28 protein-coding genes, 1 tRNA gene and 1 pseudogene are annotated in these 25,413 nt (G+C 37.7%); 14 read left to right on the top strand and 16 right to left on the bottom strand.

Annotation, left to right across the window (positions count from 1 at the left end; all coding sequences use genetic code 11):
- Positions 1 to 13: 13 nt before the first annotated feature.
- Both htpX and dinB read right to left on the bottom strand, forming a co-directional pair.
- The gene (gene htpX, locus B0183_RS05535) at positions 14 to 865 is read right to left on the bottom strand and encodes a protease HtpX (RefSeq protein ID WP_010787063.1); all 852 of its coding nucleotides are present in this window, start codon (positions 863 to 865) and stop codon (positions 14 to 16) included.
- A 105-nt stretch (positions 866 to 970) separates the two neighbouring features.
- Complete coding sequence (dinB, locus tag B0183_RS05530) at positions 971 to 2,041, bottom strand: DNA polymerase IV (RefSeq protein WP_078208477.1); 1,071 nt, start codon at positions 2,039 to 2,041, stop codon at positions 971 to 973.
- Between the two features lie 143 nt (positions 2,042 to 2,184).
- Here dinB and B0183_RS05525 point away from each other — a divergent pair, with 143 nt between their 5' ends.
- Positions 2,185 to 3,093, top strand: coding sequence for a LysO family transporter (locus B0183_RS05525; RefSeq protein ID WP_078208476.1), 909 nt, complete (start codon positions 2,185 to 2,187; stop codon positions 3,091 to 3,093).
- On the opposite strand, the gene ampD is transcribed toward B0183_RS05525, so the two are convergent.
- Complete coding sequence (ampD, locus tag B0183_RS05520) at positions 3,086 to 3,652, bottom strand: 1,6-anhydro-N-acetylmuramyl-L-alanine amidase AmpD (protein ID WP_078208475.1); 567 nt, start codon at positions 3,650 to 3,652, stop codon at positions 3,086 to 3,088. The genes B0183_RS05525 and ampD overlap by 8 nt on opposite strands.
- Before the next feature lie 57 nt (positions 3,653 to 3,709).
- Here ampD and B0183_RS05515 point away from each other — a divergent pair, with 57 nt between their 5' ends.
- Both B0183_RS05515 and pyrE read left to right on the top strand, forming a co-directional pair.
- Positions 3,710 to 4,549, top strand: a complete 840-nt coding sequence (locus tag B0183_RS05515; RefSeq protein WP_078208474.1) for a 23S rRNA (adenine(2030)-N(6))-methyltransferase RlmJ — start codon at positions 3,710 to 3,712, stop codon at positions 4,547 to 4,549.
- Between the two features lie 30 nt (positions 4,550 to 4,579).
- On the top strand, positions 4,580 to 5,224 hold the full coding sequence (gene pyrE / locus B0183_RS05510) for an orotate phosphoribosyltransferase (protein WP_035519974.1): 645 nt from the start codon (positions 4,580 to 4,582) through the stop codon (positions 5,222 to 5,224).
- Positions 5,225 to 5,661: 437 nt separating this feature from the next.
- Here pyrE and B0183_RS13185 read toward each other — a convergent pair whose 3' ends face one another.
- Positions 5,662 to 5,814 carry a hypothetical protein gene (locus B0183_RS13185; protein WP_420093578.1) on the bottom strand — a complete coding sequence of 51 codons (153 nt, stop codon included), beginning with the start codon at positions 5,812 to 5,814 and terminating at the stop codon, positions 5,662 to 5,664.
- Between the two features lie 80 nt (positions 5,815 to 5,894).
- Positions 5,895 to 7,157 carry a transcription termination factor Rho gene (gene rho, locus B0183_RS05500; protein WP_005714322.1) on the bottom strand — a complete coding sequence of 421 codons (1,263 nt, stop codon included), beginning with the start codon at positions 7,155 to 7,157 and terminating at the stop codon, positions 5,895 to 5,897.
- 175 nt (positions 7,158 to 7,332) lie between these two features.
- Between rho and hslR the strand changes: the two genes are divergently transcribed.
- From hslR to B0183_RS05480, 4 genes are all read left to right on the top strand, one after another.
- On the top strand, positions 7,333 to 7,734 hold the full coding sequence (hslR, locus tag B0183_RS05495; RefSeq protein WP_078208473.1) for a ribosome-associated heat shock protein Hsp15: 402 nt from the start codon (positions 7,333 to 7,335) through the stop codon (positions 7,732 to 7,734).
- Between the two features lie 77 nt (positions 7,735 to 7,811).
- Complete coding sequence (gene hslO, locus B0183_RS05490; RefSeq protein ID WP_078208472.1) at positions 7,812 to 8,681, top strand: Hsp33 family molecular chaperone HslO; 870 nt, start codon at positions 7,812 to 7,814, stop codon at positions 8,679 to 8,681.
- Between the two features lie 70 nt (positions 8,682 to 8,751).
- The gene (gene dnaQ, locus B0183_RS05485; protein WP_075592889.1) at positions 8,752 to 9,522 is read left to right on the top strand and encodes a DNA polymerase III subunit epsilon; all 771 of its coding nucleotides are present in this window, start codon (positions 8,752 to 8,754) and stop codon (positions 9,520 to 9,522) included.
- Between the two features lie 101 nt (positions 9,523 to 9,623).
- A tRNA-Asp gene (locus tag B0183_RS05480) sits at positions 9,624 to 9,700 on the top strand.
- 64 nt (positions 9,701 to 9,764) lie between these two features.
- On the opposite strand, the pseudogene B0183_RS05475 reads toward B0183_RS05480, so the two are convergent.
- From B0183_RS05475 to cysQ, 10 genes and pseudogenes are all read right to left on the bottom strand, one after another.
- Positions 9,765 to 10,460 (bottom strand): annotated as a pseudogene (locus B0183_RS05475) (IS256 family transposase, variant Zn-binding type); the annotation flags it as partial.
- Between the two features lie 75 nt (positions 10,461 to 10,535).
- Complete coding sequence (locus tag B0183_RS13180; protein ID WP_415579018.1) at positions 10,536 to 10,631, bottom strand: hypothetical protein; 96 nt, start codon at positions 10,629 to 10,631, stop codon at positions 10,536 to 10,538.
- 116 nt (positions 10,632 to 10,747) lie between these two features.
- The gene (gene gnd, locus B0183_RS05470; RefSeq protein WP_078208470.1) at positions 10,748 to 12,202 is read right to left on the bottom strand and encodes a decarboxylating NADP(+)-dependent phosphogluconate dehydrogenase; all 1,455 of its coding nucleotides are present in this window, start codon (positions 12,200 to 12,202) and stop codon (positions 10,748 to 10,750) included.
- Positions 12,203 to 12,283: 81 nt separating this feature from the next.
- Positions 12,284 to 12,712 carry a hypothetical protein gene (locus B0183_RS05465; protein WP_078208469.1) on the bottom strand — a complete coding sequence of 143 codons (429 nt, stop codon included), beginning with the start codon at positions 12,710 to 12,712 and terminating at the stop codon, positions 12,284 to 12,286.
- 11 nt (positions 12,713 to 12,723) lie between these two features.
- On the bottom strand, positions 12,724 to 13,080 hold the full coding sequence (locus B0183_RS05460) for a DUF1304 domain-containing protein (RefSeq protein WP_021112602.1): 357 nt from the start codon (positions 13,078 to 13,080) through the stop codon (positions 12,724 to 12,726).
- 63 nt (positions 13,081 to 13,143) lie between these two features.
- Positions 13,144 to 14,037 carry an ORF6N domain-containing protein gene (locus tag B0183_RS05455; RefSeq protein WP_021113711.1) on the bottom strand — a complete coding sequence of 298 codons (894 nt, stop codon included), beginning with the start codon at positions 14,035 to 14,037 and terminating at the stop codon, positions 13,144 to 13,146.
- Between the two features lie 190 nt (positions 14,038 to 14,227).
- Positions 14,228 to 15,253, bottom strand: coding sequence for a PDDEXK nuclease domain-containing protein (locus B0183_RS05450; RefSeq protein WP_021113712.1), 1,026 nt, complete (start codon positions 15,251 to 15,253; stop codon positions 14,228 to 14,230).
- A 39-nt stretch (positions 15,254 to 15,292) separates the two neighbouring features.
- Entirely contained in the window at positions 15,293 to 15,991 is a 699-nt protein-coding gene (gene pgl, locus B0183_RS05445; RefSeq protein WP_062924354.1) for a 6-phosphogluconolactonase, read from the bottom strand.
- 69 nt (positions 15,992 to 16,060) lie between these two features.
- The gene (zwf, locus tag B0183_RS05440) at positions 16,061 to 17,545 is read right to left on the bottom strand and encodes a glucose-6-phosphate dehydrogenase (protein WP_078208468.1); all 1,485 of its coding nucleotides are present in this window, start codon (positions 17,543 to 17,545) and stop codon (positions 16,061 to 16,063) included.
- Positions 17,546 to 17,609: 64 nt separating this feature from the next.
- Positions 17,610 to 18,422 carry a 3'(2'),5'-bisphosphate nucleotidase CysQ gene (cysQ, locus tag B0183_RS05435; protein ID WP_021115137.1) on the bottom strand — a complete coding sequence of 271 codons (813 nt, stop codon included), beginning with the start codon at positions 18,420 to 18,422 and terminating at the stop codon, positions 17,610 to 17,612.
- A gap of 229 nt (positions 18,423 to 18,651) precedes the next feature.
- Here cysQ and prfB point away from each other — a divergent pair.
- Positions 18,652 to 19,750 (top strand): peptide chain release factor 2 gene (gene prfB, locus B0183_RS05425; protein ID WP_096334835.1). Its coding sequence is split into 2 segments (ribosomal slippage): positions 18,652 to 18,726 and positions 18,728 to 19,750, totalling 1,098 coding nucleotides; the frame shifts between segments, so codons are not numbered across the junction.
- An 89-nt stretch (positions 19,751 to 19,839) separates the two neighbouring features.
- On the opposite strand, the gene cmoB is transcribed toward prfB, so the two are convergent.
- Complete coding sequence (gene cmoB / locus B0183_RS05420; protein ID WP_035493381.1) at positions 19,840 to 20,802, bottom strand: tRNA 5-methoxyuridine(34)/uridine 5-oxyacetic acid(34) synthase CmoB; 963 nt, start codon at positions 20,800 to 20,802, stop codon at positions 19,840 to 19,842.
- A 264-nt stretch (positions 20,803 to 21,066) separates the two neighbouring features.
- Here cmoB and rpmE point away from each other — a divergent pair, with 264 nt between their 5' ends.
- From rpmE to B0183_RS05395, 6 genes are all read left to right on the top strand, one after another.
- Positions 21,067 to 21,279: a 50S ribosomal protein L31 gene (rpmE, locus tag B0183_RS05415; RefSeq protein WP_005711684.1), complete on the top strand. Its 213-nt coding sequence runs from the start codon at positions 21,067 to 21,069 to the stop codon at positions 21,277 to 21,279.
- A 115-nt stretch (positions 21,280 to 21,394) separates the two neighbouring features.
- A complete protein-coding gene (locus B0183_RS12305) occupies positions 21,395 to 21,541 on the top strand; it encodes a hypothetical protein (RefSeq protein ID WP_005711682.1) in 147 nt (48 codons plus the stop codon).
- Positions 21,538 to 21,915, top strand: a complete 378-nt coding sequence (locus B0183_RS05410) for a DUF3037 domain-containing protein (protein ID WP_005711680.1) — start codon at positions 21,538 to 21,540, stop codon at positions 21,913 to 21,915. The genes B0183_RS12305 and B0183_RS05410 overlap by 4 nt, the downstream gene beginning before the upstream one ends.
- Before the next feature lie 102 nt (positions 21,916 to 22,017).
- Positions 22,018 to 23,190, top strand: a complete 1,173-nt coding sequence (locus B0183_RS05405) for an RNA-binding domain-containing protein (RefSeq protein ID WP_202114199.1) — start codon at positions 22,018 to 22,020, stop codon at positions 23,188 to 23,190.
- Positions 23,191 to 23,471: 281 nt separating this feature from the next.
- Positions 23,472 to 24,476, top strand: a complete 1,005-nt coding sequence (locus tag B0183_RS05400) for a glycosyltransferase family 2 protein (protein ID WP_021109788.1) — start codon at positions 23,472 to 23,474, stop codon at positions 24,474 to 24,476.
- Positions 24,477 to 24,488: 12 nt separating this feature from the next.
- On the top strand, positions 24,489 to 25,388 hold the full coding sequence (locus tag B0183_RS05395) for a glycosyltransferase family 8 protein (protein ID WP_021109787.1): 900 nt from the start codon (positions 24,489 to 24,491) through the stop codon (positions 25,386 to 25,388).
- The last annotated feature ends 25 nt before the right edge of the window (positions 25,389 to 25,413 follow it).

Here is a 25,413-nt window from a genome sequence, read left to right as displayed (position 1 = left end):
CCAATATTATTCACTATAAATTTCTCAACGCTTCAATACGTTTTTCTAACGGTGGGTGGCTCATAAAGAACTCTTTTGCTTTACCGTTGATCATCATCGCATTTAATGAACCAGGTAATTCTTCTGGTGCGTGAACACGTTGTAAACGTTGCAACGCCGCAATCATTTTCTCTTTACCCACTAATTGAGCAGATCCTGCGTCTGCACGGAACTCACGGTAACGAGAGAACCACATTGCAATGATGGTTGCTAATACGCCGAAAAGAATTTCCAGAACCATTGATACTAAGAAGTAAGTGCCGCTACTTTGTGTTTCTTCGCCATCGTCATTACGGCTACTGGATACTGCCGTTGCAATCATACGAGAGAGGAAGATAACAAAGGTATTTAATACCCCTTGCAATAAAGTCATTGTGACCATATCGCCATTAGCAATATGTGCTACTTCGTGTGCCACAACTGCTTCTGCTTCGTCTTCTGTCATTGTGTTTAACAAACCTGTACTCACTGCAACTAGCGAGTTACTTTTGGTTGCCCCTGTTGCAAATGCATTTACATCAGCTGAGTGGTAAATTGCAACATCTGGCATTGGAATACCCGCTTGTTGCGATTGGCGTTTCACTGTTTCAACCAACCAACGCTCTGCATTGTTGCGTGGTTCAGTGATAATTTCTGCTCCCACTGATTTTAATGCCATTGTTTTTGACATAAATAATGAGATTAAAGAACCAGCAAAACCAAAAAGCACAGACATAATTAAAATTCCACCCGTACTGTTTCCAGCAATGCCAGTAACACTTAAAATAATCCCTAGCACAATCATTACTGCAAAGTTTGTCGCAAGGAAAAGTGCGATACGCATCATATAGATAATTCTCCAAAGTTAATAAATTGTTGTTATTCGGTAATAAGCGATTACCGAATGCTTAACATAATGATTATTTAACAAAAATCAAGGATTAGACAAAAATTATTCCCATAAATTTAATTGCTTCGTAATTTTTTCTTCAGGAAAATCCACATTCAATCCGATCAAACGAATTTTTCGCCCCTTTCGTCGTTGCCAAATCTGTTGTAATAGCTGTAAAAAATGGTGTGCTGCGATACCGTCTGTAGTTCGCTCTAGTGTAGTTTGGGTGAAATCATCAAATTTCAGTTTAATTCCGATCTTTTTTAAATCGCTCAGTGGCTTATCGCCCCAGTTGCGTTGAAGCCGAAAGAGTAAGGTTTGATAGTGCGATTTCACCACTTCTTCCGCCTCAGTGAGTGTATCAAGATCAGAAAGTAAGGTATTTTCCACTGCAAGCGATTTTCGAGGGCGGTGAGGCTCGACTTCTCTTGGATCGATGCCGTGACAGAAATCCCATAAGCGTTGCCCAAACTTACCAAACTGTTGATAAATCAAAGCCTGATCTGCTTGTTGAATATCGCTACAGGTGATAAATCCAAGTTGTGCCAGCTTTTCTTGGGTCACTTTGCCCACCCCTGAAATTTTCTTTAACGGCAAGGTTTTCACAAAATCCGCAACCTCTTCGGGGCAAATAACAAATTGTCCGTTGGGCTTATTTTGATCAGAAGCGATTTTTGCTAGAAATTTCAGCGGTGCAATACCTGCTGATGAAGTAAGTTGTAGCTCTTGCCAAATATCCTGACGAATGGCTTGGGCTATCCAAGTTGCAGAGCCTGAATGTTGCTTACAAGCGGTCACATCGAGGTAGGCTTCATCTAAAGAGATCGGCTCAATGATGTCGGTATAACGGCGAAAAATGTAATGAATTTGCTCTGATACCGCCTTGTAAAGCGACATATTGACAGGCAATAAAATTAAATTCGGGCAACGTTTTAACGCTTGAGAAGTGGACATCGCACTATGCAAGCCGAATTTACGCGCTTCATAATTACAGGTTGTCAGCACCCCACGTTGATTAGCTTTTCCTCCTACTGCAACAGGCTTTCCTTTTAAACTTGGATTATTGCGAATTTCAATAGAAGCATAAAAGCAATCCATATCAATATGAATAATTTTTTTGTTGTAATTCATTGCTCGCCTATATTTGTAAACTGTGAGAGAAATCTGACCGCTTATGTATTCTTAATGATACAACAAAATACTGTAAATAAAAACAGTTTATCTTCGTTAAATTATCTATTACATTCCTTGCTTTATTGGCAAAAGGAGAAATTATGCTATACGGACTAATGATCGCCTTTGTCCCACTGTTCTTAGGGTATCTTTTCCAAACGACAAATCAACAGATACTCAATTGGGTCAATCGCATTACGCTTTACTGCTTATACCTGATTTTATTGATTATGGGGATTTCGCTTGGGCAATTAGATGAATTAACGACCAAACTACCACAAATTGGAGCAACGGCATTTGGTTTAAGTGCAATTCTACACCTTTGCAACATTGTCTGTTTACTCATTTTTGATAAGTGTTACCCGATCAAACGTGAGGCTCATAGCCTTGAAGAATTGCCATCTCGTTGGAAGGTTTTGCTTGAGTCGGCACAACTCTGTACAACGGTTTTTGTCGGGGTAATTTTAGGCTTTTCAACTAAAAATGTGGTTGATTTCCCTTTACATTCAAGCACCTATGTCCTAGTGGTAATGATTTTCTGTGTCGGGGTTCAACTTAGAAACAGCGGCATTCCACTGCGTGATGTATTTTTAAATACTCGTGGCATTTTGACTTCCGTCGTTTTTATCGCAAGCGGTCTGATTGGCGGTATTCTTTGTGCTTATCTGCTTGATTTACCGATAATTAAAGCTCTTGCCTTTGCTTCTAGTTTTGGTTGGTATTCCCTTTCAAGCGTATTAGTCAATGATGCTTGGGGGGCAATGGACGGTAGCATTGCCTTTTTCAACGATCTCTCAAGAGAAATCTTCTGCTTATTTGCGATACCGTTTTTTATGCGTCACTTTCCCTCAACAGCCGTAGGACTTGGCGGAGCTACCGCACTTGATGCCACATTGCCGATTATTCAAAAATCAGGAGGTATTCAGATTGTGCCTCTTGCAATCAGTTTCGGCTTTATTATCAATTTGGTTGTGCCGATTTTATTGGCGTTTTTTATTGGGTTTACTTAAGAATATACCTAAGTAGTAAGTCGTAATATCCCCACTCAAAATACTGCCCAGGGTCGATTTTTCGTTCTGGGGCAATTTGATTGTGACCTGCGATACGCTCAGGCGTAATTTGCGGATAGGCTTGCATAATCACTTGCGTAAGGCTAGCTAAGGTTTGATATTGCGCTTCGGTAAAAGGCTGGTTATTACTGCCTTCTAGCTCAATCCCGATAGAAAACTCATTGCATTTTTCACGCCCTTCAAAGCAAGAAACGCCAGCGTGCCAAGCCATATCGTTAAAATTGACATATTGAGTAATTTGCCCTTCTCGATTAATTAAACAGTGAGCGGAAACCCGTAAATCTTTAATCTCTTCAAAATAGGGGTGAAGGGTTGGGTCTAACTTGCCTTCAAAAAAACGGTCAATAAAATCACCGCCAAATTCATCAGGAGGCAAGCTAATATAATGAATGACCAAAAGAGAAATATCGTCTTGATAGGGTCTTGGATTAAAGTGCGGTGAAGGTACTTGTTTGGTATTTAACAGCCAACCATTTTCAATCTTTAACGTTTTCTGCATAGTTTAAAACGACTAAATAAGCTAAAATAGTGCCATTTTACAAGAAAGAGAATAAAAATGCTGAGTTATCGTCACAGTTTTCACGCAGGCAACCACGCCGATGTCCTTAAACATATCGTTTTAACCCTCATTTTGCACGCCTTAAAACAGAAAGAAAAAGGCTTTTTCTACCTTGATACCCATTCGGGTGTGGGGCGTTATAGCTTGCAAAGTAGCGAAGCGGAAAAAACAGGGGAATATATTGAAGGTATAGCTCGCCTTTGGGAGAGAACCGATCTCCCCGAAGAAGTTGCCTTGTACCTAAATGAAATCAAAAAAATTAACAAAGATAAGCTACGTTTTTACGCAGGTTCGCCGTTACTTGCCGTGCAACAATTACGCTCACAAGATAGAGCGTTACTCACAGAGTTACACCCTAACGACTTCCCACTACTTCGCAATGAATTTGCCAAAACGCCTAATGTGGTGACAAAACGGGAAAACGGTTTTCAGCAGTTAAAATCTGCCCTTCCGCCAAAAGAAAAGCGTGGTTTGGTGCTGATCGATCCGCCTTATGAATTAAAAGAAGATTATGAGCTGGTGGTAAAAGCCATTGAAGAAGGCTACAAACGCTTTGCCACAGGCGTTTATGCGATTTGGTATCCTGTGGTGCTTCGCCAACATACCAAACGTATCGTAAGAGGCCTAGTTGAAACGGGGATCCGCAAAATTTTACAGATTGAATTAGCCGTTCGCCCTGACTCAGACCAACGAGGTATGACTGCAAGCGGTATGATTGTAATTAATCCACCGTGGCAGTTAGAAAGTCAAATGAAAAAGATTTTACCCTATTTAACTGATGTGCTTGTGCCAGAAGGAACAGGCAGTTGGACGGTAGAGTGGATTACGCCTGAGTAGATATATCAAATAAGTATCAGGAAACTAACAATGCAACAATACAAACACGACTTTATCGAATTTGCCTTAAGCCGAAATGTACTGAAATTCGGCGAATTTACCCTAAAATCAGGCAGACAAAGCCCTTACTTCTTTAATGCAGGATTGTTTAATACAGGCAGAGATCTCGCCAAATTAGGCGAATATTACGCTAAAGCAATCCAAGCCAGCCAAATTGACTATGATGTACTATTCGGACCTGCTTACAAAGGCATTCCGATTGCAACTACTGTAGCAGTGGCGTTAGCAAATCAATTTGATGTAGATAAGCCTTGTTGCTTTAACCGTAAAGAAGTTAAAGATCACGGCGAAGGCGGAAATCTTATTGGTAGTCCATTAAAAGGCAAAATTTTATTGGTGGACGATGTAATTACTGCAGGCACAGCAATTCGTGAATCAATGGAAATCATTCAAGCCAATAATGCAACCTTAGCGGGCGTGATGATCGCGTTAAACCGTAAAGAAAAAGGCAAAGGCGAACTTTCGGCGATCCAAGAAGTAGAACGTGATTACGATTGTCAGGTTTTCTCTATTATTGATTTTGATGATCTTGTTAGCTTCTTAGAAAGATCAGAGCAATATACTGAATATTTGCCAAAAATGAGAGAATATCGCGAGAAGTATGGTATTAAATAATCGGTTTAAAATTTAACAATATACTGAAAGATTGTTGTTTTGTGTCTATTTTTGTAAATATTAGTGACTATTTTATGTAAGCAACTTTTTAAGGCATAGTAGACAAAATGGTCACTATGCCTATTACAGGCGTAATAGACAAATTTGTTGCTAAAAAGTGGCTTAAAGCCTTATAGTACAAGACTTTAAGCCTTCTTTTTGAAATATGAATAAAAACCTGTCCTTTTTGCCTTAAGAACAATATCTAAAAGTATGGAAAGAAAAATAATATTCAGAGATACTTTTGTTCGTCCCGTCATAAAACTTTTTCTTTCACAAAGAAATTAAATCCAATAGATATTTGGACTGATTACACATCTGCAATAATATTTAAATCACGTGACAGTGGTGGATTTAATGCTGTTTTAGGGGCTTTTTCGAGATATCTTTGAATTGTTCTAATTGAACAATGATATTTTTTCGGCAAGTTGTTTATAGGTTTGTTTTCCGGATGCGTAATCAGTCCAAATCTTAATTGGATCTAATTTAGTTTTTAAGATAAACGTTTTATGACATTCATTACAAAAATAACGTTGAATATTATTTCTTATACCATGTTTGCGGATGTCGCTACTGTGGCAAACTAGCTATAATAAAAACGGCACTTTAAGTACCGTTTTTATTTCTATGGTTAAGATCTTTTCATAATCTCAAAAAACTCATCGTTGGTTTTTGCGACCATCAATTTATCAATGAGGAATTCCATTGCTTCCACTTCGCCCATTGGGTTAAGGATTTTGCGTAAAATCCACATTTTTTGTAATTCATCTGGGCTTGTGAGTAGATCTTCTTTACGCGTGCCCGAACGGTTAAAGTCAATCGCTGGGAATACACGGCGTTCTGCAATTTTGCGAGAAAGGTGTAATTCCATATTACCTGTTCCTTTGAACTCTTCAAAGATAACTTCGTCCATTTTTGAACCTGTATCCACAAGTGCCGTTGCAATAATGGTTAAGCTACCGCCTTCTTCTACGTTACGAGCCGCACCAAAGAAACGTTTTGGGCGGTGTAAGGCGTTAGCATCGACACCACCAGAAAGAATTTTACCAGACGCTGGGGTTACTGTGTTGTAAGCACGGGCTAAACGTGTGATAGAGTCTAATAAAATAACGACATCTTTTTTATGTTCGACTAAACGTTTTGCTTTTTCAATTACCATTTCAGCAACTTGAACGTGGCGAGTTGCAGGTTCATCAAAGGTTGAAGCGATCACTTCGCCTTTGACCGAACGTTGCATTTCAGTTACTTCTTCTGGACGTTCATCAATTAACAAAACGATTAATTCACACTCAGGATAGTTGTGCGTAATGCTTTGAGCAATGTTTTGAAGTAAAACGGTTTTACCTGCTTTTGGTGGTGCAACGATCAGACCACGCTGACCTTTACCGATTGGTGAAGCCAAATCTAAGATACGCGCAGTTAAATCTTCTTTTGAACCATTACCACGCTCCATACGCAAACGTGAGTTAGCGTGAAGTGGCGTTAAGTTTTCAAAGAGAATTTTGCTACGAGAAACTTCAGGTTTGTCATCATTAACTAAATCTACTTTGAGCAATGCAAAGTAACGTTCGCCTTCTTTCGGTGGGCGGATTTTACCTTCGATTTTGTCGCCAGTTTGAAGATTGAAACGGCGGATTTGACTTGGGGAAACGTAGATATCATCAGGACCTGCAAGGTAAGAACTATCGGCAGAACGGAGGAAACCAAAACCATCAGGTAAGATTTCTAACACGCCTTGACCGAAAATGTCTTCACCACTTTTTGCGTGTTGTTTCAAAATGGCAAAGATAATATCTTGTTTGCGTAAGCGAGCTAAGTTTTCTAGCCCCATTTGTTCTTCACCGATACGGACAAGTTCCGATACGGGTGTATTTTTTAACTCTGTAAGATGCATAGAAATAATAATTGTGTTATTTAAAGATTGGATTAAAACAGGTTAATTCAGATTTGTTTGTATGAATTGTGGTGGCGAAGAATACAGCGAAAAGGAAAATTTTGCAAATTTTTTCTGCCTTATTACCGCTTGTTTGTGTGAAAAAGGGTAAAATAGTTGAAAAAAAGGGGAAAAAATGGCTGATAATATCAATGAAGTTCGCTTGGATAAGTGGCTATGGGCAGCACGCTTTTACAAAACTCGTTCAATTGCAAAGGCGATCATTGAAGGTGGTAAAGTCTATTACAATGGGCAACGGGATAAAACCAGTAAAATTGTCGAAGTCGGGGCAACAATTAAATTACGCCAAGGCAACGATGAAAAAGAAGTTGTTGTCACTGCGTTGAGCGATCAACGACGTGGTGTACCTGAAGCACAACTGCTTTATCAAGAAACGGAAAAAAGTATTCAAGAACGAGAAAAAATCGCCTTTGCCCGTAAAGCAAATGCGTTATCAATGCCACACCCAGATCGTCGCCCAAATAAAAAAGAGCGGCGGGATTTGATTAAATTTAAATATCAAGAGAACGATTTGTAATTACTTAAATCGTCCCCATATATGTTTTGTAATGGCGGTGATTTTTCTCACCGCTTGTATTTTATGAAGGATTGTTAATGACAACTTACACACAAGATAACGATAAACTTTATCGTTTTTTATTTCAAAACCGTGCGGTGCGTGGAGAATGGGTTCGCTTAAATGACACCTTTACGGAAACCTTAAATACCCACCACTATCCAACAGCAGTGCAAAATCTACTAGGTGAAATGTTGGTAGCAACCAGTTTATTAACGGCAACACTCAAATTTGAAGGGACAATTACCGTTCAAATTCAAGGTGACGGAGCGTTAAAATTAGCGGTGGTAAACGGCAATCATCAACAACAATTTCGCGCTTTAGCTCGTGTTGAAGGTGATATTGCGGATAACGCAACACTTGCTGAAATGGTTGGAAATGGTGTTCTCGTTATTTCGATTATTCCAGAAAAAGGTGAACGTTATCAAGGGGTTATAGCCTTAGATAAACCTACTGTTAGTGAGTGTTTAGAAGACTATTTTGCTCGTTCAGAACAGCTCGCCACACAGCTTGTGATCCGTGTTGGTGAATATCAAGGCAAAGCCGTTGCTGGTGGAACATTACTACAGATCGTGCCAGATGGCACTGGTTCACCAGACGACTTTGAGCATTTGGCGACATTAACTTCGACGATCAAAGATGAAGAGCTATTTGGTTTAACGGCAGAAGAACTACTCTATCGTTTATTCCACGAAGAAACAGTGGAAGTTTATCAACCGCAGTCCACAGAATTTAAATGTGGTTGTTCAAGAGAGCGTTCAGGAGCGGCAATTTTGTTACTGCCTGAAGAAGACATTGCAGAGATGTTATCCGAAAAACAGGGGGTAATTGATATGCAGTGTGAATGTTGTGGTGCGCAATATTTCTTCGACCAAAAAGCGATTGATGAATTAAAAACGGATAGTTAATTTGAAGCACAAGCGGTAAGATATGTAAAACATTTTGCAAATCCTACCGCTTGTAACTTAGGAAAATACAATGAGCAAACAACAAATATTACGCCAAGTTGTACTCGATACTGAAACTACGGGAATGAATTTCAATGGTGCTCCACACATTGGGCATAACATCATTGAAATTGGTGCTGTCGAAGTAATTAACCGCCGTTTAACTGGGCGGACTTTTCACGTTTATATCAAACCGCCAAGAGAAGTCGAGGCAGAGGCAATACAAGTTCACGGTATTACCAACGAAATGTTGGCGGATAAGCCTGCATTTGCTGAAATTGCCGATGAGTTTATTGAATTTATCAAAGGGGCAGAGCTGATTATCCATAATGCCCCCTTCGACGTAGGATTTATTGACCACGAGTTTTCCTTCTTGCCAAATCCCCCTGAAAAAGTGGCACAGATGTGTACCGTCACGGATAGCTTGCAACTTGCTCGTAAGATGTATCCAGGGAAACGTAACAATTTAGATGCGTTATGTGACCGCTTGGGGATTGATAACAGTAAACGTGTCCTGCACGGTGCATTACTGGATGCGGAGATCTTGGCTGATGTGTTCCTGATAATGACAGGCGGTCAAATTGCCCTTATTGGTGAAGATGAACACGAGCAAGCAAAAACATCTTCAGTAGAGCAAGTTTACCAGCCGTTAAATATCGATACCTCTAACTTGATTGTATTAGCCCCTGACGAAGAAGAATTAGCAGAACATCTTAAATATCTTGAGTTGATAAATAAAAAATCAAAAGGAAATTGCCTTTGGACGAGAGAACTGGCGACAGAAAACACGACTGTGAATTAAAAAGAGAGCGTTTTGTATAGTAAAAAGACAATCAATAAATTTTTTCAAAAAAGTGTTTGACGGTAGAGAGCGAAATCATTAATATACGCCTCGTTCGCTGCGGAGTGGTAGTTCAGCTGGTTAGAATACCTGCCTGTCACGCAGGGGGTCGCGGGTTCGAGTCCCGTCCATTCCGCCAACTAATTTAAGAAGCATATAAAAAGCCAACCATATATCTATGGTTGGCTTTTTATTTAGACTATCTATACGTGGTAACAGATATAGGTGTAATAGACAAATTTGTTGCTAAAAAGTGGCTTAAAGCCTTTTTCAAGTCTATTTGTCGTTTTTTCGATATTTAAATCGCCATGCTTTTCATAGGTAAATAAATAATCCATATAACGTTTAAAACTATGATAAGCACTTCTTACATTCCGATGTTTATAAGGATAATAGCCCTTTTCATTCGGTTTATCTGACCGTTCTTCTAAAAACGCTTTATGTTTTAAATACCAATGATGTAATCGTAAATAGACGTCTTTTTTAGAACTCTGTTTAAGCGTTAATGCTATTGTTTTTAATTCTTTTCCAGCTATAGATTGATGTTTTTTTCGTAATGCTCTCATCACAATGGCTACCATATGAAAATGGCACATTTGCGTCGGTGTATTCAATAAATCTTTCAATAAACCTCGCCTGCCGTCGCAGGTAATTGATTGAATGTTATAGCCTTTCATACGAAGTGAATTAAATGCTATTCTGTAATAAACATCTTTTTCTGTTTTAATAACACGATGGTGAACCACCTTTTTAGAAAGCGAATCCATCAGGAGTAGAATACCAAATTCACGACCAAAGAAGGTGGTATCCGCAATAATATTTAAATCACGTGATTGGGGTGGATTTAATACTGTTTTAGGGGCTTTTTCGAGATATCTTTGAATTGTTCTAATTGAACAATGATATTTTCGGCAAGTTGTTTATAGGTTTGTTTTCCGGATGTGTAATCACTCCAAATCTTAATTGGATCTAATTTAGTTTTTTAAGATAAACGTTTTATGACATTTATGACATTCATTACAAAAATAACGCTGAGTATTATTTTGTATACCATGTTTCTTTATTTTCAAACTTTGGCAAAATGGGCAGTTTTTTGTTCATATTTCAAAAAGAGGGCTTAAAGCCTTGTATCATAAGGCTTTAAGCCACTTTTTAGCAACAAATTTGTCTATTACACCTATTTTATTTATACATCATAAGTCGTCGATGCCGTATTTCCACCACGTCCCGTCCAGTTGGTGTGGAAGAACTCGCCGCGTGGTTTATCGGTACGCTCATAAGTGTGTGCGCCGAAGTAGTCACGTTGTGCTTGAAGTAAGTTTGCAGGCACTCGCTCAGAAGTATAACCGTCTAAAAAGGTAATCGCGCTTGCCATACAAGGCATCGGGATACCCACTTCGATAGACTTCGCTACCACTTTACGCCAGTCGCTTAAGGCGTTTTCTAAAATGCCTTTGAAGTACGCATCTGAGCCTAAGAATACTAAGTCTGGGTTTGCCTCATACGCATCACGAATGTTGCCTAAGAAACGGCTGCGAATGATACAACCTTCACGCCATAATAACGCTGTTGCACCGTAGTTGATGTCCCAACCGAAGTTTTCAGAGGCTTCACGAATAAGCATAAAGCCTTGTGCGTAAGAGATGATTTTTGATGCCAATAACGCTTTACGCACCGCTTCGATCCAAACTTGTTTGTCGCCTTCAACTTTGCCGATGGTTTTGTTGAACAGTTTAGATGCAGCGACACGTTGATCTTTGAATGAAGATACGCAACGAGCAAACACTGACTCGGTGATTAAAGTTAATGGAATACCGAAATCTAATGCGTTGATCCCCGTCCATTTACCTGTGCCTTTTTGACCTGCGGTATCAAGGATTTTTTCCACTAACGGCGTGCCGTCTGTGTCTTTGTAGCCTAAAATATCGGTCGTGATGTCGATTAAATAGCTATCAAGTTCCGTTTTTTTCCATTCAGCAAAGATCGCTTGCATTTCATCATAGCTTAAACCTAAACCATCTTTTAAGAACTGGTAGGCTTCGCAGATTAGCTGCATATCGCCGTACTCGATACCGTTGTGTACCATTTTCACGAAGTGACCAGCACCTTCTTTGCCCACCCAATCACAGCAAGGCTCGCCTTTGTCGGTCTTCGCTGAAATTGCTTGGAAAATCGGTTTTACATATTGCCACGCTTCTTCGTTACCGCCCGGCATAATCGAAGGGCCGTGACGTGCGCCTTCTTCACCGCCCGACACGCCCGAACCGATAAAGCGAATGCCTTTTTCCGCTAAGGCTTTCACACGGCGGTTTGTGTCTGGGTAGTTTGAGTTACCGCCATCAATGATGATGTCGCCTGCTTCTAAGTACGGTAATAATGCCTCGATAAATTGATCGACAACCTCACCTGCACGCACCATTAACATCACTTTGCGTGGTTTTTCTAATTTAGCGGCTAAATCTTCTAAGGAATACGCCCCGATAATATTTGTACCTTTCGCCGCACCTTCTAAAAACTCGTCCACTTTTGAAGTAGTACGATTATACGCCACGACTTTAAAGCCGTTGTCGTTCATATTTAAAATAAGGTTCTGACCCATTACCGCTAAACCGATAACGCCGATATCGCCTTTTACTGACATTTTTTTGCTCCTGTTGTGTAGGGTGCGTGTCAACGCACCGTTTTGAATTTTTGGTGCGTTTATACGCACCCTACAAAAAAACTATTTCAATAATTTTTGAAATTCTTTAAATAGTTGTTTAACAATATTAGAATTATCTTCATCTGTTGCATCTTCTTTTTTATACCATTTAATACTCTCATTGGTATCATGAAATAACTCAGCATATTTATTGAGTACTCCAACACCTTTTCCTCTAGTTCTTGATGTCCCTAAAATATAATCACAATTATGATTATTAAGTTGATATAAATTATGGCGAATTTGTATTTCTCCATCACCAGCAGAATATAAGCCGACTGTAATATCACTATTTTGGAAAACGGCTATAAAATCAATGAGATTTTCATTTCGTTCAAAGTAGATCAAGTTGGCTAAAAAGTTATGGCATATTTTCTCAAATAATTCATTAAAACTCGTTGTTTTACCTGTATTAGCTGCACCATATAAAATAAATAAATGTTCACTCATTTTATGTTCTCCTACATATTATTCACCACCAACGCCAACACCGCCGGCATTCCTTGTTTAATCAAAATCCCCTTATTCTTCGCACTTATCGCCCCATAAACCGCAGCGATAATCACACAACTTAAAAAGAAATAAGTGACCGCACTTTGTTGAATACAAAGGGAAAAAATAATCCCAGCAGCTAAAAATCCGTTATACAACCCTTGATTAGCAAACAACAACAGAATTTTTGGATCGGTTGCCGTTTGTTCGTCTAAATTAAAAATTTTTCTCGCCTTCGGGCTGTTTAAGGCAAACATTTCTAAATACATAATGTAGAAATGCTCAAGGGCGACAAGGGTGGTTAAAATATACGCCAGTATTGACATTGTTTTCTCTCTATCTTACAAGTGGTGCGTTTTGCAAAATTTTTTGCAGTTCTGACCGCTTGCTTATTGTTCTTCTAACTGTTCTAAAATTTTACTGGTTGATAAGTCCATTTTAGAAAAGGCAAACCATTTTTTGCCTAAATCCTTTAATGAGGCACCGATATGGTAGAGTTCGGAGCGATCTAAAATTAAAAATCTATCGTGTGATTGACTAAACGGTTTTATCGTTATTGGTTCATATTGACTATTATAGCGTTCTAAATCAAGTGATAACTGTCTGCTGATTGTTTTTGTATAAAGTGTGACATTAACACCTAATTTACGTTTACTAAATAATGTTAAAACAGAATCATCAAGATAATTATCAATCAAAATAATAGAAAATTCTGCTTTTCTTACTAAATCTGCTACAAAAGTATAGGCATCAAAGGTTTCGCCATCAAAAAAGATACCTTGAGAGCGAGGTTTATTTCCTTCTAGAGCTAAGAATACCTGCTCCAATTGCCCAGACATTTCAATCTGTTTGCGTTCTACATTTTCTAGTCGCTGAATAACACCCGCGTTATTTAGCAATGTATGCCGCATTTGCACAAAAGCCTGCATAATTTTAATGCTGACTTGAATTGCAACTTCACTACGCAATACGGTTGAAAGCATTGCAATACCTTGTTCGGTAAATACATAGGGTAAATATTTTCTATGTTTACCCTTTGCATTTTTATTTTCTTCTTTCTCTAAGATCACAAATTGTGATCTTAGAGATTGCCACTCACTTTCCGTCAATTGAAAACGAAATTCCTCTGGAAAGCGCTCCAAATTTCGTTTAACTGCTTGGTTAAATGTTCTCGTTTCTACTTGATAAAGGCTTGCCAAATGGCTATCAATCATTACTTGGACATTTCTTACCGTAAAAATTTGTGTTTCCAATTTAGGATTAATTTGTACTAATTGGTTCATCTTTTTTCCTTCAGCATTTTGAGGTCACAACTCGTGATTTCAAATAGAAATTAGGATGAGCCATTTTCCAACCAAGTTCTAATACTTTTTTATGTTTTTTCGACACAGATCGCAAATTTAAATTTTAAGGTCACAATTTGTGACCTTAGAGACTCTGAAAAATCTATTTAGCTTGCCAATATTTCTGCCATTATTGCTCACTATGATTTTGCTCAAAAATCATCTTCTGATTTTCAATTTCTCGTACCAACTCTTCTTCGCTTGGCAAATACGCCATATATTTGCTGGCAAAAAGCTGCGAGCTGTCGTTCAATACCGAATATTTCGCCACCACGCTATCGGTTTCGGTGCAAAGTAACAAGCCGATAGTGGGATTATCATCAGGGCGTTTTTGCAAATCATCGTACATTCGCACATACATATCCAGCTGCCCAATATCTTGATGAGTGAGCTTTTCTGTTTTCAACTCAACGATTACAAAGCATTTTAAAATGTAATTGTAAAAGACTAAATCAATAAAGAAATCGGACGTTTCGGTGCGAATACACTGTTGGCGAGCCACAAAAGCAAAGCCTTTGCCCAGTTCCAACATAAATTGTTGCAGATTATCAATCAACGCTTTTTCTAGCTCTGCTTCGGTGTATGCCAAGTTAGTCGGTAAATTCAAAAATTCCAATACGGTGGGCGATTTAATCAAATCGCTGGCTTGTAATGGCACGGATTTTTCCAGCATCTCCGCTTTGACGATACTCTGGTCTTGGCTTGCCAACAAGCGGTCGTAATAAAGCGTAGAAATGTTACGATCAAGAGTTCTTACCGACCAATTATTTTCAGCGGCCTCTTTTAGATAATAAAGACGAGCTTTGTCGTTTGATACCTTTAATGAACGCTGAAAATGAGACCACGATAATTGTGCGAACACCGTTCGCACTTTTGGAAAATCAGGAAATAAAACATAGAATTGTCGCATTTCCCACAGGCTACGTTTACTAAAACCTTTGCCAAACTCATTCGTTAATTCAACAGAAAGATTTTTTATAATCTCTTTCCCATAAGCCGCCCGATCAGCTCCATTTTGTTCTTCCAACACAATACGTTCGCCAATTTTCCAATAGGCTTCAACCATTGCTGAATTGACAGCGGTATAAGCCTTTTGGCGTGCATTGGCGAGAATTTGTTTAATTTCTAAAAGATAACTGCTGTTGATTAAATCCATATTTAGCTCCGGTAATCGCTTAAAAATTAAGATATATTTTTACAACAACTTCGCCACATCGCTATCCAAATACCACTCCGTTACGCCATTTTTGGCTTTAATTTTTGCTGCTGGGTAAGGCAGGTTTTCCGCTGGTGTTGTTTGGATTTCTTTGAGAATTTCTGCTTTGCTTGCCCCTGTGACCAAATAAGTCACTCGTTTTGCCTGTTCAATCAATTTGGCAGTTTTGGAAATACGAATTTGCCCTGTTTCAGGGTGTTTGGCAATAACCGCTAAATTTGGATCATTGAAATTTGTTTGATGTGGGAATAGGGAGGCGGTATGTCCGTCTGCTCCCATACCTAAAATAATCCAATCAAACTCGCCATTAGGTACACAAGCGGTCAATTCTTGTGAAAATCTTACCAGTTCTTGCTCCACAGGCTCTTCACCACGAATGCGGTGAATATTTTCTGCGGGGATCTGGATATGATCGAACAGTAATTTTTGCACTTCACCATAATTGCTTTCAGGATCTTGAGGCGGAACCATACGGTCATCGCCCCACCAAAAATGGAGATTTTGCCATTGAATTTGGCTTTTATACGGCTCTTGGGCAAGGGTTTTAAACAGCAGTTTTGGCGTGCTTCCGCCTGATAGGGAAATATGTACGGGGCGGTTTAATTGGCTATATAACACAAATTCTTGTGCGATTTTTTCCACCGCACTTTGTGCTGTCGGGAATGTGATGTAGTTCATAAAACCCTTGTGGGACACAGGTATCCGTTATCAATAATGTATATGGACACACGCAGTGTGTCCCTACGATTACACTTTTTTCTTCATCAAACCGCTTGGTTTACGCCATACTTCGCCGTGTTTGGCGATCAATTTATCGGCTTCAGAAGGCCCCCAAGTACCTGCTTCGTATTCATAAATACGCCCACGTTCCGCTTTATAGTCCAAAATCGGTTGAACAAATCTCCAGCAGGCGTGTACTGCATCGGTACGAGCGAATAGGGTTGCATCGCCTTTCATTGCATCTAATAATAGACGTTCATAAGCCGTTAATAGGCTTGGTGACGCAAGATCGGCATAGCGGAAATCCATTGATACTTCTTTCGCTTCAAAGCCAGCACCAGGTTTTTTCAAGCCGAAACGCATTGAAATGCCTTCGTCGGGTTGGATACGAATAATCAATTTATTATCAGGGGCATTTTGACTAAAGACTGGGTGAGGGGTGGTTTTAAAGTGAATAACCACTTCTGTAACACGAGCTGGTAGACGTTTTCCTGTTCGTACATAGAATAGCACACCAGCCCAACGCCAGTTGTCAATTTGGCAACGTACTGCCATATAGGTTTCAGTGTTAGAGTCTTCAGGCACACCTTTTTCTTGTAGATAGCCTTTAACTTCTTCGCCGTTAATGGTGCTTGCGGTATATTGTCCTAAAACAAGGTTATTTTTAATATCATCATTTGAAAGTGGATGCAGACAATGTAGTACTTTCGCTACTTCATCACGCATTGAATCGGCATTAATAATCGCAGGTGGCTCCATTGCGACCATTGCTAACACTTGCAATAAATGGTTTTGGAACATATCACGCATTGCCCCTGAGCCATCATAATAACCGCCACGATCTTCTACACCAATAGATTCTGCCCCTGTGATTTCAACATAATCGATAAAATTACGGTTCCAGAGCGGTTCAAATAGACCATTAGAAAAACGCAAAACGAGCAAATTTTGAACGGTTTCTTTGCCTAAATAATGGTCGATACGGTAGATCTGATGCTCTTCAAAATACTTGTGAATTTGAATATCAAGGGCTTTTGCCGTTTCAATATCGTAGCCGAAAGGCTTCTCAACAATGATCCGTTTCCAGCCAAATTCTTCTGTTGTTAAACCGTGTGCTGAAAGGCATTCAGGGATAACGCCGTATAAACTGGGTGGCGTAGAAAGATAATATAGCGTATTACCGCCTGTGCCATATTTGTCGTGCAGTTCATCTAAACGTGGCAATAATTTTGCATAATCCACTGCATCAGACGTATTTACCGATTGATAATAAAGGTATTCGCAAAATTTTTCTAACACATCACCGCTTGCATTTTCAAGTTTGACTAAGGTGTCGTGCATTTTTTGACGAAAAGTTTCATCGGTCAAAGGGGAACGAGCGACCCCTAATACAGAAAAATGTTCAGAAAGTCTGCCGATTTTATAAAGATTATAAAGGGCTGGAATTAACTTGCGGTAGGTGAGATCCCCAGACGCACCAAAAATCACAATACAATTATTGTCTGCTTTCATTTGCAATCCTAGAAAATGTAAAAAAATTGTTAGATTTCATAACAAAATATAACAATAAATAAAATCAATTAAAAGAAAAAATCTGTTGCCAATCACGTTGTTTATTTGCCACCATTATAAAATAAGGGTTTACAAAGGTTTCACGTTGATTATAGCTTAACGGTTGGAAGTGAAGATCGAAGACCTGACCGCCTGTTTCTGCGAGTAACACTTCAGCAACAGCCGTATCCCATTCTCCAGTATCCCCTAAACGCACATAGCAATCCGCCTTACCTTCAGCAACCAACCCAGCTTTTAAGCTACTTGAACCGAATTGAAGAAAATCTACTTGATAAGGGGGAAGCACAGCTTGGCGAATTTTGTCGCTACTTGACGTACCAATAGTCACTTGCAAGCGGTGTGATTTATCGTCATTTTGGCTATTCGAATTAAGACGACGGATCTCGCCATTTTCTCTAACAAAAGCACCGCTTGCACGCATTGCATAGTAGGTTTTGTCTAAGATCGGCGAATGAATGACACCCAGAACAGGGCGATTTTGCTGAACCAACCCAATCACAACTGAAAATTGATCTGTTCTATCAATAAATTGCTGTGTTCCATCAAGTGGATCGACGATCCAATATTCTTGCCATTGCGAACGCTCCGAAAGTGGAATTTTACAGTTCTCTTCTGACAAGATCGGCACATTTGGGGTCAATTTCTGTAATTGTTCAATCACAAACTGGCTAATAAAAAGATCAGCTTCAGTCACAGGGGTTTTATCTGCTTTAATCTGAATTTCCACAGAACGCTGATAAAAGCGTTTGAGATGTTCTCCTGCTTGAACGGCAATATTAAGGACATCATTTAATAGTTGTTGAGTAAGTGTTTGCATATAAAACTCCTTAATTTATCTCTCAATAATACCGCACAATGTGTTGAAAGTCAAAGGTTATTGATCGGCTAATAGACATTGGCCGCTAGCTTACAACATTTGTGTTTTATATCTAGGGTTTAAAGGGTAAAGGTAAATACATGATTCTTATACAAGGATAAATCCCCTAGTTTGTCATCCTCCTAGATTTCGCTATAATGCTCCGCTTTTAAAACTACAAGGAATAACTATGTTTGAACTCAATCCGATTAGAACCCAATTAGATGATTTAGCCGAACGAACCCGTACACTTCGGGGGTATCTTTGACTTCGATCTGAAAGTCGAACGCTTAGAAGAAGTCAATGCCGAATTAGAGCAGCCTGATGTCTGGAATAATGCTGAAAAAGCTCAGGCGTTAGGCAAAGAACGTGTTGCTCTTGAAACTATTGTGAATACGATTAAAACACTTGAGCAAGGCATTGAAGATGTCGAAGGCTTGATTGAGCTTGCCGTTGAAGCGGAAGATGAAGAAACTTTTAACGAAGCTCAACAAGAAGCTAACCAGTTAGAAGAAAAATTAGCCCTGTTGGAGTTTCGTCGTATGTTTAGCGGTCAGCACGATGCGGCCGATTGCTATGTGGATTTACAAGCTGGTTCAGGCGGCACGGAAGCGCAAGACTGGACGGAAATGTTACTGCGTATGTATTTACGTTGGGCGGAAAGCAAAGGCTTTAAAACCGAGTTGATCGAAGTATCCGATGGCGATGTGGCAGGATTAAAATCGGCGACAATTCGTGTGTCAGGCGAATATGCTTTCGGTTGGCTTCGTACGGAAACAGGGATCCACCGTTTAGTGCGTAAAAGTCCGTTTGACTCCAATAACCGCCGTCACACCTCTTTTGCAGCAGCCTTTGTCTATCCTGAAGTTGATGATGATTTTGACATTGAAATCAACCCTGCCGATCTACGTATTGACGTGTATCGTGCTTCTGGTGCAGGCGGTCAGCACGTTAATAAAACGGAGTCTGCAGTGCGTATTACCCATATGCCATCAGGTATTGTGGTGCAGTGTCAAAACGGACGTTCGCAACATCAAAACAAAGATCAGGCGATGAAACAGCTCAAAGCGAAGCTCTACGAAATGGAAATGATGAAGAAAAATGCAGAAAAACAAGCGATGGAAGAGAGTAAGTCTGATATTGGTTGGGGCAGTCAAATCCGTTCTTATGTGCTAGATGATTCGCGTATCAAAGATTTGCGTACAGGCGTTGAAAACCGTAACACACAAGCTGTGTTAGATGGTGATTTAGACAAGTTTATTGAAGCGAGTTTGAAAGCTGGGTTATAAAAGATGCGCATTAGATTTACTGGATTCTAGTAGAAATCCCCGTTCTGAAGAATGGGGAAAACTTTGGATGCTAGAGAGATTATGATATTTTAATTCGTCGCAATAATCACTGCCCTTTTCGGTGCAGGATACCCTTCTATCGTTTTGGAATGATCTTGAGGGTCGAGGAAATCAACCAACGATTCATTTTCTAACCAATCTGTTTTACGCTGTTCTTCTAATGTGGTGACGGCTTCATCAACACAACGAACATTTTTAAAGCCAACTTTTTCAAGCCAATTAATCAACGCTGGTACAGACGGGATAAAATACACATTTTTCATTTTGGCATAACGGTCTGCTGGCACCAGCACATCATTAATATCACCGTCGATAACCAAAGTTTCTAACACCAGCTCTCCCCCTTTGACTAACTGATTTTTCAGTTGGGCAAGATGGTCTAGCGGCGATTTACGGTGATACAACACCCCCATCGAAAATACCGTATCAAAGGCTTGCAAGGGTTGCATTTGCTCAATGCCTAACGGAATTAAATTGGCTCTGCGGTCGTTATTTAACAATTTTCGCACCGCTTCAAATTGGCACAAAAAGAGTTCCGTCGGGTCGATCCCCACCACCATTTTTGCCCCTTCGCCCACCATTCGCCACATATGGTAGCCACTGCCGCAGCCCACATCTAAAATCAAGCGGTCTTTTAACGGTGATAAATGGGGCAAAACCCTATCCCATTTAAAATCGGAACGCCATTCACAATCAATATGTACACCATACAGATGGTAAGGACCTTTTCGCCACGGCATAAGCTGTTTTAGGTGATGTACCAAGCGTTGCATTTCACCTGCAGACAACGGCTCAACCAAACGGGCTTCAACCTTATCTGCCAAATTAATTTCACAAGGCAAACTAGGCAAATGGTCTAGCATTTTTGCCCATTTGGCATAATCGCCGTGCGTCTGTTTTTCCCATTGTTTGAGCTGTAAAGGAAGTGTTTCCAACCAAGCAGATAACGGCGAGGGGGCAATTTGTTGATAAAAAGGACGAAAATCAATCATAATCTTTTCAAATAAAGTAAATAAGCGGCGAGATTTTAATGAAAATTTTCTTGATAAGCAAAAACACTTACCTAAAAATAGTCAAAAAAGTACAGGTATCATCTACAATCTTGATTCAATATTGTCATTTTCAAAAATTTCGAGTAGAATGCTCACTCTTTTTGGTGCTAGGCTTCTGCCTAGTTTTTTTATTCATACATATGGTACTAGACAGCTGAGTAGTATGCTCTAGTGGCGATATGGCTTCGTTAGAGGTTTTCTATAATGAAACAAGGTATTCACCCAAATTATGTAGAAATTACTGCAACTTGTTCTTGCGGTAACGTGATCAAAACTCGCTCAACAGCGGGTAAAGATTTAAACTTAGACGTATGTGGCAACTGCCACCCGTTCTACACTGGTAAACAACGTGTTGTTGATACTGGTGGTCGTGTTGAACGCTTCAACAAACGCTTCAGCATTCCAAGCACAAAATAATTTGAAATTTTTCGGGAAAACCTCCACAATAGTGGAGGTTTTTTTATGCCTAAAGAATGTATCCAGTAAAATGCTACTCTGACAATGATATGATAATTAGGAAAGCAATACAATAATGAATCAAAAGCAAGATCTTCAAATTATATCAATACTTGGGCAAACTCAAATCGGATATACCAAACCATTTGAAGATTATTTAAAACATATAACACAAATATTAAAAAGAATAGAAAATGATGAATTTTGGGAGGAATTTAAATGAATGAAGGATTACTATATAGTTTTATCCGCTACCGCCCTTATATTGAAACAGAAGAATTTGCTAATGTTGGTATCTTAATCTGTAATCCAGATAAAAAAGAATTAAAATATCGTTTAGTAGAAGCCAACAATGAAAGAGTAAATCACTTTTTTAATAAACAAAAAAATTTCAATATTATCCGAGATGTTTTGAATAATGAATTGGATTACATTACCCATCAATCTTTTGATCTCAAAGATAATGATGAAATGATTAGATTTTTCTATAACTATACCGATAGAAAAGAAGGAGTTATCCAATATAGCTCTCCAAAAATATTGGTGTCTGATAATTCAGAGATGGAATTGGATAGACTATTTTCTAGTTATATCTAACTCATTCATTGTATTATTGATACCGATGGTAACCCTGAACGTTTCAAGCACAAAATGATTTGAAATTTTTCGAAAAAAGCTCCACAATAATGTAGTTTTTTTATGTTTGAAAATTACGCTAAGATTATGTTAGATACTGAATTACTTGCTTTGATACAAAAAGGGGAAGATAGCAAATTACAGTTTAAAGCTAATGTTACTCACCCTGATGCTTTAGCCGCTGAGATGGTTGCTTTTGCAAACTCGCTAGGAGGAATCTTACTTATTGGCGTAAATGATAATGGTACATTAAGTGGTCTAACTAATGATGATGTATTTAGACTTAATCAACTTATTGCTAATGTCGCATCTCAAAATGTCCGTCCATCAATTTCTCCACTTACTGAAAATATTACCTTTCCAGATGGAATTGTTATCGTTGTCCATATTTCCGAGGGAATTAGCAAGCCGTATATGGATTCTCAGGGCTATTTTTGGACAAAAAGTGGAGCCGATAAACGTAAAATAACAGCTCGAGAAGAATTATTAAGAATGTTTCGTGAAGCTTCCCTTGTACACGCAGATGAATTACCTGTTACTGGGTCATCTATTCAAGATCTTGATGAAGTTTATTTTGATCACTTTTTTGAGAAGTTTTATGGTGAACCCGTAACTAGCCAACATTTTTCTAAAGCTCAATTACTTGAAAATATGAATGTAATGAAAAAGGGTGAATTTAATATTTGCGGAGCGTTATTATTTACTAAAGATCCAAGTAGATATTTACCAACATTTATCATAAAAGCTGTTTCATTTCTAGGAAATGATATTACGGAACAACACTATATTGATAGTAAAGACATTCGAGGTAATATCACGGAACAGTTCCGCCAAGCCATAAGTTTTATCTTAACCAATATTCAGCACAAACAAAATGGACAAAGTTTTAACTCTCTTGGAGAACCTGAAATACCAAGAATTGTGTTTGAAGAACTGATTGCTAATGCGATCATTCATCGAGATTATTTTATTTCTGCTCCAATCCGAATTTTAATATTTAATGATCGTATTGAGATTATTAGCCCTGGGCATTTGCCGAATAATCTTACAATTGAAAATATAAAACTAGGTAACTCCAATATACGAAACCCGATTCTCGCCTCTTTCGCTCCTAGAGCACTTCCTTATAGAGGGCTAGGAAGTGGTATATTAAGAGTATTAAAAGAGTATCCTAATGTTGAGTTTATTGATGAGCGGATTGGGAATGTGTTTAGGGTTATTGTAAGAAGAGAATGAGCTGTAATAATCAAAATATAAGATTTTTTCATCTATAAAATATAAGGATAAGATTACAAGTAAAATAATGGGATCATGGTAAATGATTTTTTGTAAAAACTTTACTAATTTTATGAATTTAAATATGAGAGATTTTTATAATTGAAAAAATTAATAAATCATTGAAAACGGGATTTACCATCCCCTTGAAATTTAATAATATAATCCAATCTCAAATGAGAGAAGTGCCTACGATAGATAGTGTAGCTTCTCAAAAATGAAATTTATATTTAGAGGATCTTATGCATCTCCCTTTAGTCTCAGTTTTAATTTGTGCTTATAATACGGAAAAATATATTGAACAGTGTATAAACTCTGTAATAAATCAAACATATACTAATTTAGAAATAGTTATTGTAAATGATGGTTCTACAGATAATACAAAACATATCATAGAAAAGTTAGCTAATCAAGATAATAGAATTAGTATCATAAATAATGAAATGAACATTGGATATATATCTTCATTAAATAAAGGGATACAACATATAAAAGGAGAATATATTGCTAAAATAGATTCTGATGATGTAGCCAAACCTGATTGGATTAAAAACATTTTAGAGAAAATGTTGGAAGATCCTACAATTATTGCAATGGGTTGCTATCTAGAAATCATATCTGTCAATGGAAAGCTGGGTAAATACTATAAAACAGGAGATATTTGGAAAAATGCACTAACAGATGCTCATATTAAGAATGATATGTTATTCTATAATCCTATTCATAATAATACAATGATTATGAAAAGTTTAATACATAAAAAATATGGTTTAATATATGATCTTAATTATATACATGCTGAAGATTATAAATTCTGGTTTGAAGTAAGTAAGTTAGGAAAGATGGCAAATTATCCTGAAGCTCTAGTTTATTATAGATTACATTCAGAACAAACATCATCAAATCATAATGCCTCACAAATAAATACTGCAAAAAAAATTAGACGAGAGATTATTACCTACTATATGGAAAATCTAGGCTTCGTTAATATAATAGATTTTGATAATATCAAATTTAGTGTACTTAATAAGCTCTTGCTGGAAAAAGATGTTTGGAATAGACTAACTTATAAAGATATAGAAAATCTTAAAAAAATATTATTCGATTGCTTTATGTCTGCAAAAGTAGATTCATACACCATATGCAGAACCATTTTTACTAGTAATGCCAAATGTTTTACTTTTAAACAAAAAATTAAGATAATAAAAAAAATGCTTAGACCATATAAATATATAAGTAATATATAATAGGAGTTATAGATGAATATTGTTTTTTGTTGCGATGAAAAATATTCCCCCTATCTTGCAGTAAATATATTAAGCATTCTAAACCATCATAAAATTATGATGAATTTTTATGTATTGGATTTAGGTATATCTAGTGAAAGTAAAGAATGTATTATAAACATAGTAGATAATCATAGAGGCTCTATAGAGTTTATTCCTATAAATGAAGATGATTTCAGTGAATTTCCCCAAACAATTTCACATATCTCTAAAACGACATATGCAAGATTAAAAATAGCTGATTATGTAAAGAATGTAGATAAAGTTATTTATCTAGATATAGACTTATTAATAGCAGGTAGCATTATTGATTTATGGAATATAAATCTAGATAAATATCATATTGCGGCTTGTTTTGATTCATTTGTTGAATATGGTTTGGATAATTATAAAGCAAAAATAGGCTTTGATGAATCTAATAGTTACTTTAACGCTGGAGTATTATTAATAGATCTTAATAAGTTAAAAAATTTTGATTTATATACTAAAGCCATAGTATGTATAAAAGAATATCCATATATTGAATTTCAAGATCAGGATATTTTGAATATTATTTTTAAAAATAAGGTTAAGATAATTAACACCAAATATAATTTCCAACCTTACCTTAGATATCGAATATTAAAAAAACAGCAATTGAGTGATCAAGAAAGACCAAATTTCCCAATCTCTATTTTCCATTATTGTGGTGAAGATAAGCCTTGGCATAGTAAATGCAATCATACTAAGTCTCAATTATTTATTAAGCTATTTAATTCAATTAATAATAAACCACAACATTGGTTAAATAAGGTAGCTCAGAATGATTATCGCCAAATTTTCAAGAAATTAAAAAATGATTTTAAAGATCGAATAAAATTTGGGATATACTAATCAAAAACACACAAAAAAAGAATAC

The organism is Glaesserella parasuis (assembly GCF_002015085.1).
GTDB lineage: Bacteria > Pseudomonadota > Gammaproteobacteria > Enterobacterales > Pasteurellaceae > Glaesserella > Glaesserella parasuis.
This window is presented reverse-complemented; position numbering and strand designations above follow the sequence as displayed.